This window comes from Synechococcus sp. UW179A, from assembly GCF_900473965.1.
In the GTDB taxonomy this organism is placed as follows: domain Bacteria; phylum Cyanobacteriota; class Cyanobacteriia; order PCC-6307; family Cyanobiaceae; genus Synechococcus_C.
The window spans coordinates 1-15250 of record NZ_UCNJ01000014.1; the positions used below are offsets into that span (position 1 = coordinate 1).

Annotated in this window: 20 protein-coding genes and 1 tRNA gene; 12 read left to right on the plus strand and 9 right to left on the minus strand. The window is 57.0% G+C overall.

All coding sequences use genetic code 11. From position 1 onward, the window contains the following. Positions 1 to 125: 125 nt before the first annotated feature. Positions 126 to 1634 carry a glycoside hydrolase 100 family protein gene (locus tag DXY31_RS07620; RefSeq protein WP_114993229.1) on the plus strand — a complete coding sequence of 503 codons (1509 nt, stop codon included), beginning with the start codon at positions 126 to 128 and terminating at the stop codon, positions 1632 to 1634. A gap of 49 nt (positions 1635 to 1683) precedes the next feature. Here DXY31_RS07620 and petD read toward each other — a convergent pair whose 3' ends face one another. Both petD and petB read right to left on the minus strand, forming a co-directional pair. Then, complete coding sequence (petD, locus tag DXY31_RS07625) at positions 1684 to 2166, minus strand: cytochrome b6-f complex subunit IV (RefSeq protein WP_066904183.1); 483 nt, start codon at positions 2164 to 2166, stop codon at positions 1684 to 1686. A gap of 75 nt (positions 2167 to 2241) precedes the next feature. Next, positions 2242 to 2898, minus strand: a complete 657-nt coding sequence (petB, locus tag DXY31_RS07630; protein WP_007100534.1) for a cytochrome b6 — start codon at positions 2896 to 2898, stop codon at positions 2242 to 2244. A gap of 66 nt (positions 2899 to 2964) precedes the next feature. Between petB and ctpZ the strand changes: the two genes are divergently transcribed. The 7 genes from ctpZ to DXY31_RS07665 all read left to right on the plus strand — a co-directional run bounded on the left by ctpZ (position 2965) and on the right by DXY31_RS07665 (position 7738). Then, on the plus strand, positions 2965 to 4269 hold the full coding sequence (gene ctpZ / locus DXY31_RS07635) for a carboxyl-terminal processing protease CtpZ (RefSeq protein ID WP_170953623.1): 1305 nt from the start codon (positions 2965 to 2967) through the stop codon (positions 4267 to 4269). Further along, positions 4270 to 5517 carry an HD domain-containing protein gene (locus tag DXY31_RS07640; protein ID WP_114993231.1) on the plus strand — a complete coding sequence of 416 codons (1248 nt, stop codon included), beginning with the start codon at positions 4270 to 4272 and terminating at the stop codon, positions 5515 to 5517. A gap of 26 nt (positions 5518 to 5543) precedes the next feature. Next, positions 5544 to 6218: a septum site-determining protein MinC gene (gene minC / locus DXY31_RS07645; RefSeq protein ID WP_114993232.1), complete on the plus strand. Its 675-nt coding sequence runs from the start codon at positions 5544 to 5546 to the stop codon at positions 6216 to 6218. Between the two features lie 68 nt (positions 6219 to 6286). Further along, positions 6287 to 7102 carry a septum site-determining protein MinD gene (gene minD, locus DXY31_RS07650; RefSeq protein ID WP_114993233.1) on the plus strand — a complete coding sequence of 272 codons (816 nt, stop codon included), beginning with the start codon at positions 6287 to 6289 and terminating at the stop codon, positions 7100 to 7102. A 5-nt stretch (positions 7103 to 7107) separates the two neighbouring features. Continuing rightward, positions 7108 to 7386: a cell division topological specificity factor MinE gene (minE, locus tag DXY31_RS07655; RefSeq protein ID WP_067095546.1), complete on the plus strand. Its 279-nt coding sequence runs from the start codon at positions 7108 to 7110 to the stop codon at positions 7384 to 7386. A gap of 47 nt (positions 7387 to 7433) precedes the next feature. Continuing rightward, complete coding sequence (locus DXY31_RS07660; RefSeq protein ID WP_114993234.1) at positions 7434 to 7676, plus strand: response regulator transcription factor; 243 nt, start codon at positions 7434 to 7436, stop codon at positions 7674 to 7676. Continuing rightward, positions 7667 to 7738: transfer RNA gene (locus tag DXY31_RS07665), tRNA-Thr, on the plus strand. Before DXY31_RS07660 ends, DXY31_RS07665 begins: the two co-directional genes overlap by 10 nt. Positions 7739 to 7761: 23 nt before the next feature. Here the strand turns inward: DXY31_RS07665 and DXY31_RS17375 are convergent. The 5 genes from DXY31_RS17375 to DXY31_RS07685 form a co-directional block, all read right to left on the minus strand. Then, complete coding sequence (locus DXY31_RS17375; protein ID WP_206749807.1) at positions 7762 to 7935, minus strand: hypothetical protein; 174 nt, start codon at positions 7933 to 7935, stop codon at positions 7762 to 7764. Then, positions 7923 to 8540, minus strand: a complete 618-nt coding sequence (locus tag DXY31_RS07670; protein ID WP_114993235.1) for an L-threonylcarbamoyladenylate synthase — start codon at positions 8538 to 8540, stop codon at positions 7923 to 7925. Before DXY31_RS07670 ends, DXY31_RS17375 begins: the two co-directional genes overlap by 13 nt. A 27-nt stretch (positions 8541 to 8567) precedes the next feature. Further along, positions 8568 to 9461 (minus strand): peptide chain release factor N(5)-glutamine methyltransferase, encoded by an 894-nt coding sequence (gene prmC, locus DXY31_RS07675; RefSeq protein WP_114993236.1) that lies wholly within the window; start codon positions 9459 to 9461, stop codon positions 8568 to 8570. 9 nt (positions 9462 to 9470) lie between these two features. Beyond that, on the minus strand, positions 9471 to 10526 hold the full coding sequence (locus DXY31_RS07680; RefSeq protein ID WP_114993237.1) for a DNA-processing protein DprA: 1056 nt from the start codon (positions 10524 to 10526) through the stop codon (positions 9471 to 9473). Positions 10527 to 10613: 87 nt separating this feature from the next. Continuing rightward, entirely contained in the window at positions 10614 to 11063 is a 450-nt protein-coding gene (locus tag DXY31_RS07685) for a thioesterase family protein (protein WP_114993353.1), read from the minus strand. A 54-nt stretch (positions 11064 to 11117) separates the two neighbouring features. Between DXY31_RS07685 and DXY31_RS07690 the strand changes: the two genes are divergently transcribed. Then, a complete protein-coding gene (locus DXY31_RS07690; RefSeq protein ID WP_114993238.1) occupies positions 11118 to 11966 on the plus strand; it encodes a universal stress protein in 849 nt (282 codons plus the stop codon). Positions 11967 to 11997: 31 nt separating this feature from the next. Here DXY31_RS07690 and psbM read toward each other — a convergent pair whose 3' ends face one another. Together psbM and DXY31_RS07700 are read right to left on the minus strand one after the other, a co-directional pair. Further along, a complete protein-coding gene (psbM, locus tag DXY31_RS07695) occupies positions 11998 to 12102 on the minus strand; it encodes a photosystem II reaction center protein PsbM (protein ID WP_006042119.1) in 105 nt (34 codons plus the stop codon). Between the two features lie 58 nt (positions 12103 to 12160). Beyond that, positions 12161 to 12655 carry a 2Fe-2S iron-sulfur cluster-binding protein gene (locus DXY31_RS07700; protein WP_114993239.1) on the minus strand — a complete coding sequence of 165 codons (495 nt, stop codon included), beginning with the start codon at positions 12653 to 12655 and terminating at the stop codon, positions 12161 to 12163. A gap of 262 nt (positions 12656 to 12917) precedes the next feature. On the opposite strand from DXY31_RS07700, the gene psbB reads away from it, so the two are divergent. The 3 genes from psbB to nrdR all read left to right on the plus strand — a co-directional run bounded on the left by psbB (position 12918) and on the right by nrdR (position 15188). Continuing rightward, the gene (gene psbB, locus DXY31_RS07710; protein ID WP_114993241.1) at positions 12918 to 14477 is read left to right on the plus strand and encodes a photosystem II chlorophyll-binding protein CP47; all 1560 of its coding nucleotides are present in this window, start codon (positions 12918 to 12920) and stop codon (positions 14475 to 14477) included. A 21-nt stretch (positions 14478 to 14498) separates the two neighbouring features. Beyond that, on the plus strand, positions 14499 to 14594 hold the full coding sequence (locus DXY31_RS07715; protein WP_006042122.1) for a photosystem II reaction center protein T: 96 nt from the start codon (positions 14499 to 14501) through the stop codon (positions 14592 to 14594). A 117-nt stretch (positions 14595 to 14711) separates the two neighbouring features. Then, on the plus strand, positions 14712 to 15188 hold the full coding sequence (gene nrdR / locus DXY31_RS07720; RefSeq protein WP_066904216.1) for a transcriptional regulator NrdR: 477 nt from the start codon (positions 14712 to 14714) through the stop codon (positions 15186 to 15188). The last annotated feature ends 62 nt before the right edge of the window (positions 15189 to 15250 follow it).

Below are 15250 nucleotides of genomic sequence, written 5' to 3' on the forward strand. Positions count from 1 at the left end.
GCCTCTCGCGCAGTCCAAAAACATAACTCACTATCAACCCCTTTCGCAACTGATCGCATCTCAAGACTTGCTTCCACTGCCGTAATCGAAAGCCAGCACTACGTTTTGGCTACACGCAACGGACCATGGCAGGACGCTTCAGCCAGCAGAACCAGCGTGTCCGACCGAGCTCGAAGGAAGACCAGGTGGTCCAGAAGGCCCGCGAGCACTTTGAGCGAACGCTGATTCCCCTGCGTGGACAGCTGGCTGGCAGCGTCGCGGCCCTAGAACATCCCCGTCACGACGAAGCTCTCAACTACGGGGAGATCTTCCTGAGGGACAACGTTCCCGTGATGGTCTACCTGCTGACGCAGAAGCGATTCGACATCGTCCGTCAGTTCCTGACCATCTGCCTTGACCTACAGAGCACCACCTACCAAACACGAGGAGTCTTTCCCACCAGCTTCGTGGAAGAGGAAGGACATCTGATTGCGGACTATGGCCAACGCTCCATCGGACGAATCACGTCAGTCGACGCAAGCCTCTGGTGGCCGGTTCTGTGCTGGATGTACGTGAAGTCCAGTGGAGACGAGGAATTCGCCTCCAGTCAGGCTGTGCAGCGTGGTGTCCAGCTGCTGCTGGACCTTGTGTTGCACCCCACCTTTGAAGGAACTCCGGTGCTGTTCGTGCCGGACTGCGCTTTCATGATTGACCGTCCGATGGACGTCTGGGGAGCACCACTGGAAGTAGAGGTGTTGCTGTACGGATCTCTGCGTTGCTGCACTCAGCTGATGGAGCTGGGACGAAAGCACCACAACAGCAGGCTGCTGGACCAACGACTGGTGCTGACCCGGCAGTGGGTTCACGACCTTCGCCAGTTTCTTCTCAAGCATTACTGGGTCACCAGCAAAACCATGCAGGTGTTGCGTCGCAGACCGACCGAGCAGTACGGAGACAACCAACACCAGAACGAATTCAATGTTCAGCCTCAAGTCATTCCTGACTGGTTGCAGGACTGGCTCGAAAACCGTGGGGGCTACCTGATCGGAAACATGCGCACAGGACGCCCTGACTTCCGCTTCTACAGCCTCGGAAATTCACTCGGCTGCCTGTTCGGACTGCTGACGGCTCCTCAGCAACGTGCGCTGTTCCGCTTAACGCTGCACAACCGCGACCACCTAATGGCCGAGATGCCCATGCGTATCTGCCACCCACCGATGGAAAGCCTTGAGTGGCAAAACAAGACTGGGTCGGATCCGAAGAACTGGCCCTGGAGCTATCACAACGGTGGGCACTGGCCGAGCCTGTTGTGGTTCTTCGGTGGCTCCATCCTTCTGCACGAGCGCCGCCATCCCCATGCAGATGTTCTGCTGATGGGGCAGATGAAAGCACTGCTGGAAGAGTGCTATTGGAGTCATCTCAACCAGTTACCAAGACAACAGTGGGCTGAATACTTCGATGGCCCAACTGGCACCTGGGTGGGTCAACAGTCCAGGACCTATCAGACCTGGACCATTGTTGGTTTTCTGCTGCTCCACCATTTCCTACGCGTCAATCCAGATGACGTGATGCTTCTGGACCTCGATGAAGGGGCTGTTCCTGACCCTGCGGATGAGTTTCCTGAGGACAGTGATCACGACATGGATCACCATTAAAAAAGCCCAGCCATAGGGCTGGGCCAATCAAATCAGTAAACAGGAAGCTTCAGAAGAGGCCCAGTGTTAGAGACTTGTCGATGGGCATTGCTGCACCGATTCCGAGGTAGATGGTGGTGGCTGTACCGAATAGGAACACGGCCATTGCAACAGGGCGGCGGAAAGGGTTCTGGAACTTATTGAAGCTCTCGATGAACGGAACCAACATCAGACCAAGAGGAACAAGAGTCTGGAGAGCGATTCCCAGAAGCTTGTTAGGAACAACCCTCAGGATCTGGAAAACGGGATACAGATACCACTCAGGAAGAATTTCCAGAGGCGTTGCGAAGGGATCTGCCTTATCGCCAAGCATGGCTGGGTCAAGGACGGCCAGACCAACAATGCAGGCAATCGTGCCCAGGATTACGACCGGAAAGATGTAAAGCAGATCGTTAGGCCAGGCAGGTTCGCCGTAATAGTTGTGGCCCATGCCCTTGGCGAGCTTGGCGCGCATTTTGGGATCAGTCAGATCCGGCTTCTTGAGGATGTGCATGGATCAGGGGTTGATGTTTGAACCTTAAGCAGACCAGGTGGGCTGAACAGCAGAGCGCTCAGAGACTGAAACGGATCACAAGGGTCCAGAAATACCTTGCTTCCGGATCATCAGGAAGTGCATCAGCATGAAGACCGCCAGAAGCCATGGCATCACAAAGGTGTGAAGGCTGTAGAAGCGAGTGAGTGTGGACTGGCCGACGCTTTCACCGCCACGGAGCAGTTCAACCATGAAGTCTCCAACCACTGGAATGGCAGCAGGAACGCCTGAAACGATCTTCACAGCCCAGTAGCCAACCTGATCCCAAGGAAGGGAATAGCCCGTCACGCCAAAGGAGACAGTGATCACGGCCATGGTGACACCGGTGACCCAGGTGAGTTCACGCGGGCGCTTGAAACCACCAGTCAGATAGACGCGGAACACGTGGAGGATCAGCATCAGCACCATCATCGAGGCACTCCAGCGATGAACCGAACGGATCAACCATCCGAAACTCACATCCGTCATCAGGTATTGAACGGATGTGTAGGCCTCAGCAACCGTGGGCTTGTAGTAGAAGGTCATCGCGAAGCCTGTCGCGAACTGAATCAGGAAGCACACAAGTGTGATTCCACCGAGACAGTAAAAAATGTTGACGTGTGGAGGCACGTACTTGCTGCTGATGTCATCAGCAATGTCCTGAATTTCAAGACGTTCCTGGAACCAGTCGTAGACAGGTGAGGAGTTCGCCATGCAGAGGTGGGCTTGGATTGCGAGAGTCTACCGATGTCGTTCCAGTTGAGGGCATGGATGAAGCCAATGTTGCCGACTGTTAACGGATGGTCAGATCGTCTGCGACGTCTGGCTTTTGGTTTGGCGAGTGCCATTCTCATCGTTCTGCTTGCCAGCCCGCACGCCCTGGCACTTAACGATGCCCAACAACTGGTGGTGGAAAGCTGGCGGTTGGTGAATCAGGGTTATCTGGACCCTGAACAGTTCGATCGGATCCGCTGGAAGCGCCTTCGTCAGAAGGCACTTGAAAACACAATTGAAAGCAGCGAAGAGGCCTACAGCGCTATCGAAGCGATGTTACTGCCGCTGAATGACCCCTATACCCGCCTGCTGAAACCTGCGGATTACGAGGTCATGAAGGCCAGTAACGAAGGGAATCTCAGCGGTGTTGGCCTGCAACTCGGCCATCGCCAAGACAGCAATGCAACCGTGGTAATTGCCCCTCTGGAAGGATCTCCTGCGGCCGACGCCGGCATCGTCAGCGGGACTGAGGTCTTGGCAGTGAATGGAGAAGCTGTAGAGATGCTCGGGCTCGAAACGACTGCGGCACGTCTCCGGGGAGCTGTGGGAACCCAAGTGGTGCTCACAGTGCTGCCGCCAAAGGAGGAGGAGCAGCAGGAGATCACCCTGGAACGACGCAACATCGATCTGCGGCCGGTGCGGACACGGCGGCTGCGCAGTGACACCCACACACTCGGTTACATCCGAATCACACAGTTCAGTGAGGGGGTCCCCGAACAGGTTCGCGAAGCCATCGACGAATTATCCGACAAGAGCGTTGAGGGGCTGGTGCTGGATCTACGCAACAACTCGGGGGGGCTTGTCAGCGCAGGACTTGCGGTTGCCGATGCATTCCTGGATCAGCAACCGATTGTGGAAACCCGAAATCGCAGCGGCATCGCCGATCCAATCCAGGCAGGGCCTGACATGCTTTACACCGGACCGATGGTGACGCTCGTTAATGGCGGTACCGCAAGCGCCAGCGAAATTCTTGCGGGCGCCCTTCAGGACGACGAACGATCGCTGCTGCTCGGAAGCAACACCTTCGGCAAAGGCTTGATTCAAACCCTGACCAACCTCAGTGATGGCAGTGGACTCGCCGTGACTGTGGCGGGCTATGTCACCCCCAGTGGTCGGGACATTCAGGGCGAAGGCATCACTCCGGACAGGATCCTGGACGGACCGGAACCCCTGAATCCCGGCGGAGAAGGCGATCGTTGGCTCACGGACGCCGAACTGGTGCTCCAGTCGATGATTGATCAGGAAGCCAGTCAGGCCAGTGCAGATCCAATGCCGATCACGGACGGCGTGGAAGCGGAGCCGATGAGCTGAATGGGCTCCCGCACCTATCACGACCCACTCCATCACGGCATCAGCCTGGACGCCGATCAACCAGCCGAAGCCATGGTTCTCGCGCTTGTGGATTCGGCTCCTTTTCAACGACTCAGGCGTATCCGCCAGCTCGGCCCAGCATTCCTCACGTTCCACGGCGCCGAGTCCAGTCGGTTCACCCACTCGCTGGGTGTCTTTGCCATCGCGCGCCGAGCGATGGGTCGCCTGATTGAGCTCGATCCCTCCCTGGACAAACAAAAGGGCGTGCTTTACGCCGCCGCTCTACTCCATGACCTAGGCCATGCCCCCCTCAGCCATTCAGGCGAGGAGATGTTTGGCACGCAACACGAACAGTGGTCAGCACGTGTGATCCGGGAACACCCAGACATCCAGGCCCCCCTCGAACAGTTTTCAACAGGCACCGCTGCCTTAGTAGCGGATCTTCTGGAACATGGCCGTGCGGAACGGGGCGTGATCAAGGCCCTGGTGAGTAGCCAACTTGACTGCGATCGTCTGGATTACCTCTTACGCGACAGCTACAGCACAGGTGCCCGATACGGCCAGCTTGATCTTGATCGCATCCTCGGTGCGATCACCCTGGCACCCGATGGTGAACTGGCCATTCATCCAAAGGGCCTGATGGCGGTGGAGCACTACCTGGTGGTCCGGAGCCTGATGTACCGCAGCGTTTATAACCATCGCCTCAATGTGGTTTGCAATTGGTTGCTGGATCAGTTGATCCGCCAGGCACGCCTGCTGGGCCCCAGTCGAATCTGGGCAGACAAAATCATGCGGGCGTGGCTGTGGCAGACCCAGGAGCTCGACCTCCAGAGCTACCTCGCGAATGACGACCTGCGCACCGGTTATCACTTTCAGAGATGGAGAGAGGAAGCACCGCAGCCACTTGCCGAACTCTGCGATCGATTTCTGAACCGCCGACTGTTCAAAGCGCTCGATGTCAGCCAGATGGATGCATCAACGCAGTTGGAACTGCTGGCTAAAGCGCAGACGCTTGCGGCTGCAGAAGGCCTCGACCCTGAGATGTGTTGCGGACTTCGACACCATCAGATCCGGGGCTATTACCCCTATCGAAGTGGATTGCGCCTTTGGGACGGTCAAAGCCTTCAGGCGCTCGAGCAATGCTCGCCACTGGTCAACAGCCTCGCGATTCCCGCGGCGTCAGCCTGGTTGATTCACCCGGGAGACATCACAACCGAACTCCATATGGCCATGGCCAGCATTCGCTAGGCGGATGATCTCCCTACGCTCCCGCCATGACCGCTGAACCAACACCTCAGGTGCCTTACTGCCTCAGGCTGCCGGCGTTCCGGTCCGTGTCGTGGCAGCAATGGCTTCCGGCACGGCTGCCATCTCTCCCTCCAGGAGACATCGACCTCGATACAGCTGACTGGAGCCTGAGCTGTCGTGATTTGGACGAACTTCTGCATGCTTTGCATCAGGCTGGCCATAGCGTTCAGCTGTTGGTCACGCGCTGCCGCAACACGTTGATCAGCGCAGCTGCACTGGGTTTGCCTGTTCGTGAGGCCAGTAATGAAATCCCCACTATTGAAGCCAGAGACGATCAGCAGAACGAGGCCATAACCAATGTTGACCTCACGGTTCATCGGGGAACCTTGAGATCCGGTGATCACATCGAAACTCAGGGGCACCTGCTGATCGTGGGGGATGTCAATCCTGGAGGATCGGCATCGGCCGAGGGAGATGTCTACGTCTGGGGGCGTCTACGAGGCAGGGCCCACGCAGGCAGCAAGGGCAACAGCAGCGCCAAGATCGTGGCATTGCAGCTGAGACCACTTCAATTGCGGATTGCGGAGCTTGTGGCGCGAGGTCCAGAAGAACAGCCGCAGCCTGGGCTTGCCGAGCAAGCTTGCATTCAGGATGGTGCCATCTCCATCGAGCCAGCCAGTCCGCCCTTCCTACCTCAGTAAATCTGATCAATTTCAGGCGGACGGGACGAATCAATGCCATTAAGGTGGCGCGATCAAAACGGGACCCCGTGACCAATTCGCGAACGATCCTGATCTGCTCGGGAAAGGGTGGTGTCGGCAAGACCACCCTCACTGCCAATCTCGGCATCGCTCTGGCCGGGCAAGGGGCTCGAACCGTGGTTCTCGATGCGGACTTCGGCCTCAGAAATCTCGATCTGCTGCTTGGACTCGAGAATCGAATCGTGTTCACCGCACAGGAAGTGCTGGCAGAAACCTGCCGCCTTGACCAGGCACTGGTCAAGCACAAGCAAGAGCCGAACCTGGCACTGCTGCCTGCGGGGAATCCGCGGATGCTCGAGTGGTTGAAACCTGAAGACATGCAGACCATTGCTGGAATGCTGTCTGAGCGTTTCGACTACGTTCTGATCGATTGCCCAGCAGGTATCGAGGACGGCTTTAAGAATGCTGTAGCGGCCGCGAAGGAAGCGATCGTGATCACGACGCCGGAAGTATCGGCAGTCAGAGATGCCGATCGAGTGATCGGATTACTCAACACCCATGGGGTGTCACCCGTTCAGCTCGTGCTGAATAGGGTCAGACCAAAAATGATGGCCAATCAAGAGATGTTGGCTGTCGACGACGTCACCGACATCCTTGCTCTACCGCTTCTTGGCCTGGTTCTTGAAGATGAGCAGGTCATTGTCAGCACCAACCGAGGTGAACCCCTGACACTCAATGGAAGTGCTTCTCCTGCTGCCAAGGCTTACGGGCATATCGCCCGACGTCTCCAGGGAGAGGACGTCCCCCTCATGGACCCTGCAAAGGACGGACGACGCGGCATTCGCGCCAGGGTGCGCCAACTGATGCAAACCAAGATTTTCTGAACGCCATGACCTTGCAAGACTTGATCGACAAAATCCTGCGCCGTCAACCCGCCAGTGCAACCACCGCACGTGAACGCTTGCAACTGGTTTTGGCCCACGATCGCAGCGACCTGAGCCCTGAAACTCTGGATCAGATGCGACGCGAAATCTTTGAGGTCGTGGCCAAATATGTGGACATTGATCTCGAGGAAGGCGATGTGAGCCTGGAAACCGAAGATCGCGTCACAGCACTTGTGGCCAATCTGCCGATCCGACGTTCAATGGCGACCAGCTCACAGGATTGACGGCACGCGCTTGAGGGGAATCCCAAGAGGAGGACTTCCCTCGATCCATGACGAACTTTCAGCTCACACCAGCCGAAATTGGCGTGCTCAATCTGTTACTGCAGGGCTGCAGCAACCGTGCCATCGCTGAAGCACTGTTTCTGAGTGTGCGCACGGTTGAAAGCCATATCAGCAGTTGCCTCGCAAAGACAGGCTGTCGTTCACGACTGGAGCTCTGCCTCTTGTGGATTAAGACGACCACAGAGGACAACCGGATGTGCGCCAGTAGAGTTCCTTCATTGCCGGCTTAGCTCAGTGGTAGAGCAGCGCTTTTGTAAAGCGAAGGTCGTCGGTTCAAATCCGTCAGCCGGCTTATCGGGACTGAAATTCCATTGTTCAAGGCTTTTTATCGGAATCAGTGCGCCCCGCAAGAAACCAGATTCCCAGCAAGCCCAATAACAAGGGCAGCGCCCTCAGTTCGAACAGGGGCGTGAACCATCTGATAGCTGGTTCTAGCGTCCAGTGAAAGAGGGCCTGGAGCAGCAGCACAAGCGCAATCAGCCAGAGCATGGGGGAGATCTCTCAATCACATCAACCATCACAGCGCCCTGGCGCAGCAGTTGCCAGCATCCAGGAGATTTCCAGCCAATCACAGTGCTCGCCAGTCCAGAGGGGTTGGGCCAGGGCAGCGGAGACAGCAGCGGCAGATCTGAAAAAGCAGCAGCGGCTTCCGCTGCAGTCTGACTTGGCGGAGCACCCGCAGGATTGGCACTTGTTGTCGCCAATGGACCGCTCTGCATCAGCAGGGCTCGGGTGAGATCACAATCTGGGATGCGCATTCCCAGGGTTCCTTGACCCGGATTGAGGCTCTGAGTCAGACGCCCCTCCACAGGAAGCACCAGAGTGAGTGCGCCTGGCCAGAAGCGACGGGCGAGCGGTTCTGCATCATTCCTGGCGTCTTCACTGGTGAGCGCCAGCAACTGATCAGCCTCAGCTGCCATCAGGATCAGAGGTTTGTCCTGCGGACGCTGCTTGAGGGTCCAGATCTGTGCCGCATGGTCAGGCACTGCAGCAAGGGCCGGCAAGGTGTCTGTGGGCAACAGAGCTGCCCCACCACCCCTGAGATGCCTGGCCAACTCCATGGCTGACATCAATGAGGGCTTGTCATGGGTCATGAGGAAGACCGAAGAACAAAATCAGCGTCAAAGGCGACGCCTCGCGACAGCAAAACGATTGACGCCGCTGAGATCGGAGCGGGGTGTGGACAACACAAGTCCTGCAGAGCGCATCAGGCCAAGCACCTGATCACTCTGATCGTGATGATGCTCGAGCAACAACCATCCGCCTGGAGAAAGTGCCTGAGGGGCCAAGTCCAAAATCGCTCTGCAGCCATCCAAACCATCTTCACCACCACACAGAGCCTGCCTTGGTTCATGGTCGCGAACGAGAGGATCGAGCTCGTCCACAACATGGGAGGGGATGTAGGGCGGATTAGCGACAACGAGGTCGAACTGTCCCCACCAAGGTTCTAGGGGATCCCACCAAGAACCTTGATGCAGCTTGCAGCTGAGAGATCTCGTCAAGGCATTGAGGTTGATCCCCGCCAACTCGAGAGCAGCAGCGCTGAGATCCACAGCATGTCCATCCCATCCCGGCAGGGCACGAGCGAGGGCAACGGCAAGAGCTCCGCTGCCTGTGCCCAGATCAGCCCAGCGCCCCGCAGAGGCATTTCCCGCCAATGCTGAATCCTGTAGGCAATCAAGCGCAAAATCAATCAGGAGCTCCGTCTCCTGGCGGGGAATCAGTGCTGCTGGGCTGATTCGAAGATCGAGATCGCGCCATGGACAGCGTCCGACGAGATGCTGTAGCGGAACATGATTCTGAAGATGCACTACCCAGAGCTTCTCCAGCTCCTCGAGGGTGCTGGCTAGAGGAGCGATCGACTCCGGAAGAATTCGCAGCCGCTGAAGTTCCGCCCAGCTCAGATTGGCTTCCATCGCCAAAAGCCAGTCGAGATCAACAGCCCGCCCGCCACGAAGCAACTGTCGGCGTCGCCAGGTCAGCAACTCCTGTCCTGAACACGAGGCGGACTCCATGAAATCAACCTAAAGCGAGCGCCACCGCAGTCCTGGCTGCGCCACCACCAAACCATCCAGCTCAAGTTTCAACAGCTCCGCAGCGACACGCTCAGGCTTGGATTGCAACGCATGCACCATCTCATCAAAGCTGGAATCGTCATCCACCAGCTTGAGCAAACGTGTCTGCACAGAACTGATTCTTAGAAGCTTGTTTGACTTCAAGGCGGAAGCATGACTCTCCTCAAGACAGGAACCACAAGGGCCTGGTCCCAGGTGATGAATCAAAGCCTGGGCCTTGATCAGCGGCAGTGCCCCCGACTGAAGCAGCGCATTGCTGCCTTGAGACGATTCACGCAGCGCATCACCTGGAACCACCCAAACTGGGATGCCCAAAGAACGCGCCACCGCTGCCGTATGCAGCGCTCCACTGTTCTCAGGACATTCCACCACCACTACAGCTTTGGCAACAGCGACGAGCAAGCGATTGCGCAAAGCAAAACTGGATCGGAGGACCCTTTCCGAATCGCGGAGCTCAGTGATTAGTAGCCCAGCCCGCGCGACCTCCTGCTGCAAGCGGCGATGCTCAGGTGGATAAACGCGATGCAGGGGAGTTCCAAGAACAGCAACGGGACAGCCACCAGCCTCAAGACAGGCTCGGTGAGCAGCTGCGTCAACGCCCTCAGCAAGACCGCTGACCACAGGCCAGTGAGCCTGGGCAAGGGCTCGACCCAGATTGTCCGCCATTCGCAGGCCGTGACTGGAAGGCCTTCTCGTACCCACCACGGCAACCGCCTGCTGCATCGAGAGCAACGACAAAAGATCTTGACTGCCACGCCAATGAATCGACAGCGGCGGGCGCTCCAGCCTTTCAAAGCAAGCGGGCCACTCAGGATCACAAGGCAACAGAACATTGATGGGAACCTTGATGCAAGGCTTCAGGCCGAGGCTTGATCGATAACGCTCGAGCGAAGACATCACCGCGGCCGGCCATCCGAACTGCTTCTGCAATGTGGGGAGAGAGCAGCTCCAGAGTTCCTGAAACCCCTGAGGGGCATTAGCGGCAGCCGAACAGAGCTGGCGCATCCGGGCTGAACCAATCCCTGGACACTGCAACCACAACCATCTCCAGGAGCGCTCCAACACACCATTAGCACTAGTACAAAAATACTATCAGTCCCTGTACTTTGGCCCCTCAGCCAAAGCCCTGAATGCCTCTGCTACCGCTTCAGGCGGGTGCCGCAAAACCCTTCGAACTGGACGTACGCTCACCAAAGCCAGCTCTACCGAAGCTTCAGCCACGCAAACGCCATCTTTCATGAACCGGGTGGACCATGGCCAGCGAACACCCCGGGGAGAGCAGGAGACACTCATTAGCTCCACCTCATCCCCAAGCATCAACGCCTCCCGGTAACGAATCTGCAGCTGAACAACAGGCATTTCCAGCCCAGCTGAAGCCATCTTGTTGTAGGGGTAGCTAGTGGCGGACAGCGCCTCTACCCGAGCCTCCTCAAGCCATCCCACATAGGCCCCATGCCACATCACACCGCCATGGTCTGTGTGCTGTGGAAGCACTCGCTTGTGCAGTCGCCAGGGAACCCTGGTAACGCTCTCATTCAGCATGCGAACTGGGAACTCCAATCAGCCATAGGCTGCTGCATAGGCTGAAACCTCGCCGTGTTCAAGAACCTTCTGATCGCCGATTCAGGCAAAGGCCACGTCGGTGAAATGATCAACATGCTGCGTGACCTCCCGGCTTTCAAGGCCGCCAGGATCAACCTGCTTCATGTGGTCCCTGAGCAGACCATGGCAGCAACGCAACAGCACTGGGAAAGCGCAGGCAGCCTTCTGGCTGGGTCTGTAGAGAAGCTGGGACTGAATCCACAAGACGTGAATTCGATCATCCGCCAGGGGGACACCAAGCAGACCGTTCTCAATGTGGCGGATGAACTGAACGTTGACCTGATCGTGATGGGATCGCGAGGTCTTGGCAGGATTCGTTCAATCCTGTCCAACAGTGCCAGCCAGTACGTCTTCCAACTGTCGACGCGACCGATGTTGCTGGTCCGCGACGATCTTTACATTCGTCATATCAACCGGGTTCTGGTCACCATCGATGGCACAGGAGTCGGCGATGACGCCCTCAAGCTCGCCTGCGAAATGGTGCTCGAGATTCCAGGAGGACAGCTCACCGGCGTTCACGTAGCACGACAAGACCCCACCCCATCACGAGGAGCAGCCATGAAGAGCGATACCTACCTCGACCGCGCCGTACAGAGAGCTCGAAAGCTGGGGGTTGAACTCAAGCCATTACACGTCACCGACGCCGACATCGGCAAAGGGGTGTGCTTAGCAGCAGAGAAGATCAATGCTGATCTGGTCGTACTGGCTTCTCAGGACCGTCGCCCCCTAGTAGCAAGAGGACTGGTTGACCTCGACAAACTGCTTGGCGGTTCAGTGAGCGACTACATCAGAGTTCACGCTCCTGCCCCGGTGCTTTTAGTGAGAGAACCGGAGCAGAGGTGACAGACCGCGATCACAACAGCCTTGAGGGAAGTCAGCCCTCACGGCTGTTGGTCTGAATGAACAGGATGATCAGGAAGACGGTCGGCACCAGAACAAACAGCAGGCTGGCCACGAAGCCGAGATCGTTGGTTTCCATGAACGTGAAAGAACCTGCTGGAACGTATCACCGTCCGGAAAGCTTTGACTCGAACCGATCAGCGCTCTTCACCGGGCGTTGCAGGCGAACCTTGACCTGAGACTTCCAGCGACCGCATGGATTCATCAGTAGACGACTCATCATCCGTGTCCTCCTCAACAGCAGGCGCACCAGGCCATTCCAAGGGACCGGGAGGGAGAGGTGCCGCCAAGGCGGCAGCCACCCGCTTGTCCTGTTCAGGCATGGAAGCCTGTGGTTTTGTTAACACCACCACTGACTGTTCAACCAAAGATTGACAAGCCAGGCGCCACCCTTCTGGCCTGCGCCTGAGCTTCGCTTCCTCCACAGCAGTTCTTGGACTCATTGCGGCTGTCGACTTTTCTCCTTCAACCTTCACGAAGCACGTACTGCACTGACCACAGCCACCACAGTTACCAAGCTGACCTTTGAGCCCGTAGAGCTGAATCCCCTCCCGCACGGCCACAGCGCGCAGGTTTTCACCCGGGAAGCACTCCACATCCCGACCCTCACGCACAAAACGGATGACAGGCATTGAACCTCCCTAAGACAGGGGCGCTGCGACACGCCTAGGCACCGAGACTACGAGCCTCAGGTTGCGTTTTGTAACCCCCCGGCAAGAGAAAGCCTCAAAGGCAAGCAAACCCAGGAAACCGGCGGGATCGAGAACTTCGATCATCTGCACGACCGTCAATTCACGTTGCAGCTCACGACAGCCTGACGCGTGGATCGCAGTGAACGCCCTACGATCGCCGAGTCTGGCTGCATTAGCAGCTCCGTTCCCCCGAACCTGACCCATGGGATTGCCCTGGTATCGGGTGCACACCGTCGTAATTAACGACCCAGGCCGCCTTCTGGCCGTGCACCTCATGCACACTGCCCTCGTCGCCGGCTGGGCCGGCTCGATGGCTCTTTACGAACTCGCCATCTTCGACCCCTCCGATCCAGTCCTGAACCCGATGTGGCGTCAGGGCATGTTCGTGATGCCCTTCATGGCCCGCTTGGGCGTGACGGACAGTTGGGGAGGCTGGAGCATTACCGGAGCCACGGGCGTTGATCCTGGCTTCTGGAGCTTCGAAGGTGTCGCTGCTGCTCACATCGTGTTCAGCGGCCTGCTCATGCTGGCCGCCATCTGGCACTGGACTTTCTGGGATCTTGAAATCTGGCAAGACCCTCGCACTGGGGAGCCAGCTCTAGACCTTCCCAAAATTTTCGGCATTCACCTGCTTTTGGCTGGTCTCGGCTGCTTCGGATTCGGAGCTTTTCACCTCACGGGTGTCTTCGGACCAGGAATGTGGATTTCTGATCCCTACGGCATTACAGGCCACTTAGAGCCTGTCCAACCGTCCTGGGGGCCCGAAGGTTTCAACCCTTTCAACCCTGGCGGGATCGTTGCCCACCACATCGCAGCAGGAATTGTCGGCATCATTGCCGGAATTTTCCACATCACGACTCGTCCACCGGAACGCCTTTACAAGGCATTAAGGATGGGAAACATTGAAACTGTTTTGGCCAGCGCAATTGCTGCTGTGTTCTTTGCGGCCTTCGTGGTTGCAGGAACCATGTGGTACGGAGCTGCTGCAACTCCTATCGAGTTGTTTGGCCCCACTCGTTATCAATGGGATCAGAGTTACTTCAAGACCGAGATCAATCGTCGTGTCCAAACCGCGATGGATCAAGGTCAATCAGAATCTGAGGCTTACGCCTCGATTCCCGAGAAACTTGCTTTCTATGACTACGTCGGAAACAGTCCTGCAAAAGGCGGCCTCTTCCGAGTAGGTCCCATGGTCAATGGTGATGGTCTACCAACCGGCTGGCTGGGACACATTGCCTTCACCGATAAAGACGGACGCGATCTTCAAGTTCGCCGCTTGCCCAACTTCTTCGAGAACTTCCCAGTGATTCTGGAAGACACCAATGGCATCGTACGGGCTGATATTCCGTTCCGTCGTGCTGAAGCGAAGTACTCCTTCGAACAGCAGGGTGTGACCGCGACCGTTTTCGGTGGTGCGCTCGACGGTCAAACCTTCACTGATCCTGCTGACGTGAAGCGACTAGCGCGTAAAGCTCAGCTGGGAGAAGCATTCGAATTCGACCGTGAGACTTACAACTCCGATGGCGTCTTCCGCAGTTCACCTCGCGGCTGGTTCACCTTCGGACACGCCACATTCGCGCTGCTGTTCTTCTTCGGCCACATCTGGCATGGAGCTCGTACGTTGTATCGCGATGTGTTCGCGGGTATTGATCCCGACCTTGGCGAACAGGTTGAATTCGGTCTCTTCCAAAAACTTGGAGACCGCTCCACTCGTCGACTGCCAGAGGGCTACGTGCCCCCTGCAGGCACACCGCTCAGCTGATCAGTCCTTAGGAGATAACCGATGGAAAGCTTCGCTTACATCCTCATCCTCACTCTCGCGATTGCAACACTGTTTTTCGCAATCGCATTCCGCGATCCTCCGAAGATCGGCAAGTGATCATTTCAGCCCCGCTTAAAGCGGGGCTTTTTTTATGTCTAAAACGTGAATTCGCTCCATAGATGTCATGGGTGGACGCGAGCCTTACAATTCATACATCTACGTAATTACAAGGGCGTGCAGTGCCCCTCCTGCCAGAACACCGATAGCCGGGTGCTCGAATCAAGAGCCGCCGATGGAGGTAGAAGCGTGCGTCGTCGCCGGGAGTGCCTCAATTGCGAATTTCGTTTCACAACCTATGAACGGGTTGAAACCGTTCCAATCACAGTGATCAAGCGAAACGGAAATCGTGAAACTTTTAGTCGTAGCAAACTGCTTCATGGGTTGAGCAGAGCCTGTGAAAAAACTGGGATTCCTCCAGAACGCCTTGAAACAATGGTTGAAGAGCTGGAGCTGAGCCTTCAACAGCGCAGCGGCCGTGAAGTCTCCAGCAGCGACATCGGCGAACTGGTGCTCGAAAAGTTGAAACTTCTCAGCGAAGTCGCCTACATCCGTTTTGCATCTGTTTATCGCCAGTTCAGCGGTGTGAGTGATTTTGTGGCCACCCTGGAAGGCATCAATGCAACCAAGGCAGAGCTCACAGCTGCGATCTGAGCTTGATCGTTGATCTGTAGACTCGGCAATTGCCTGATGCAGGTCGGCGGGCCTGTCTCAGA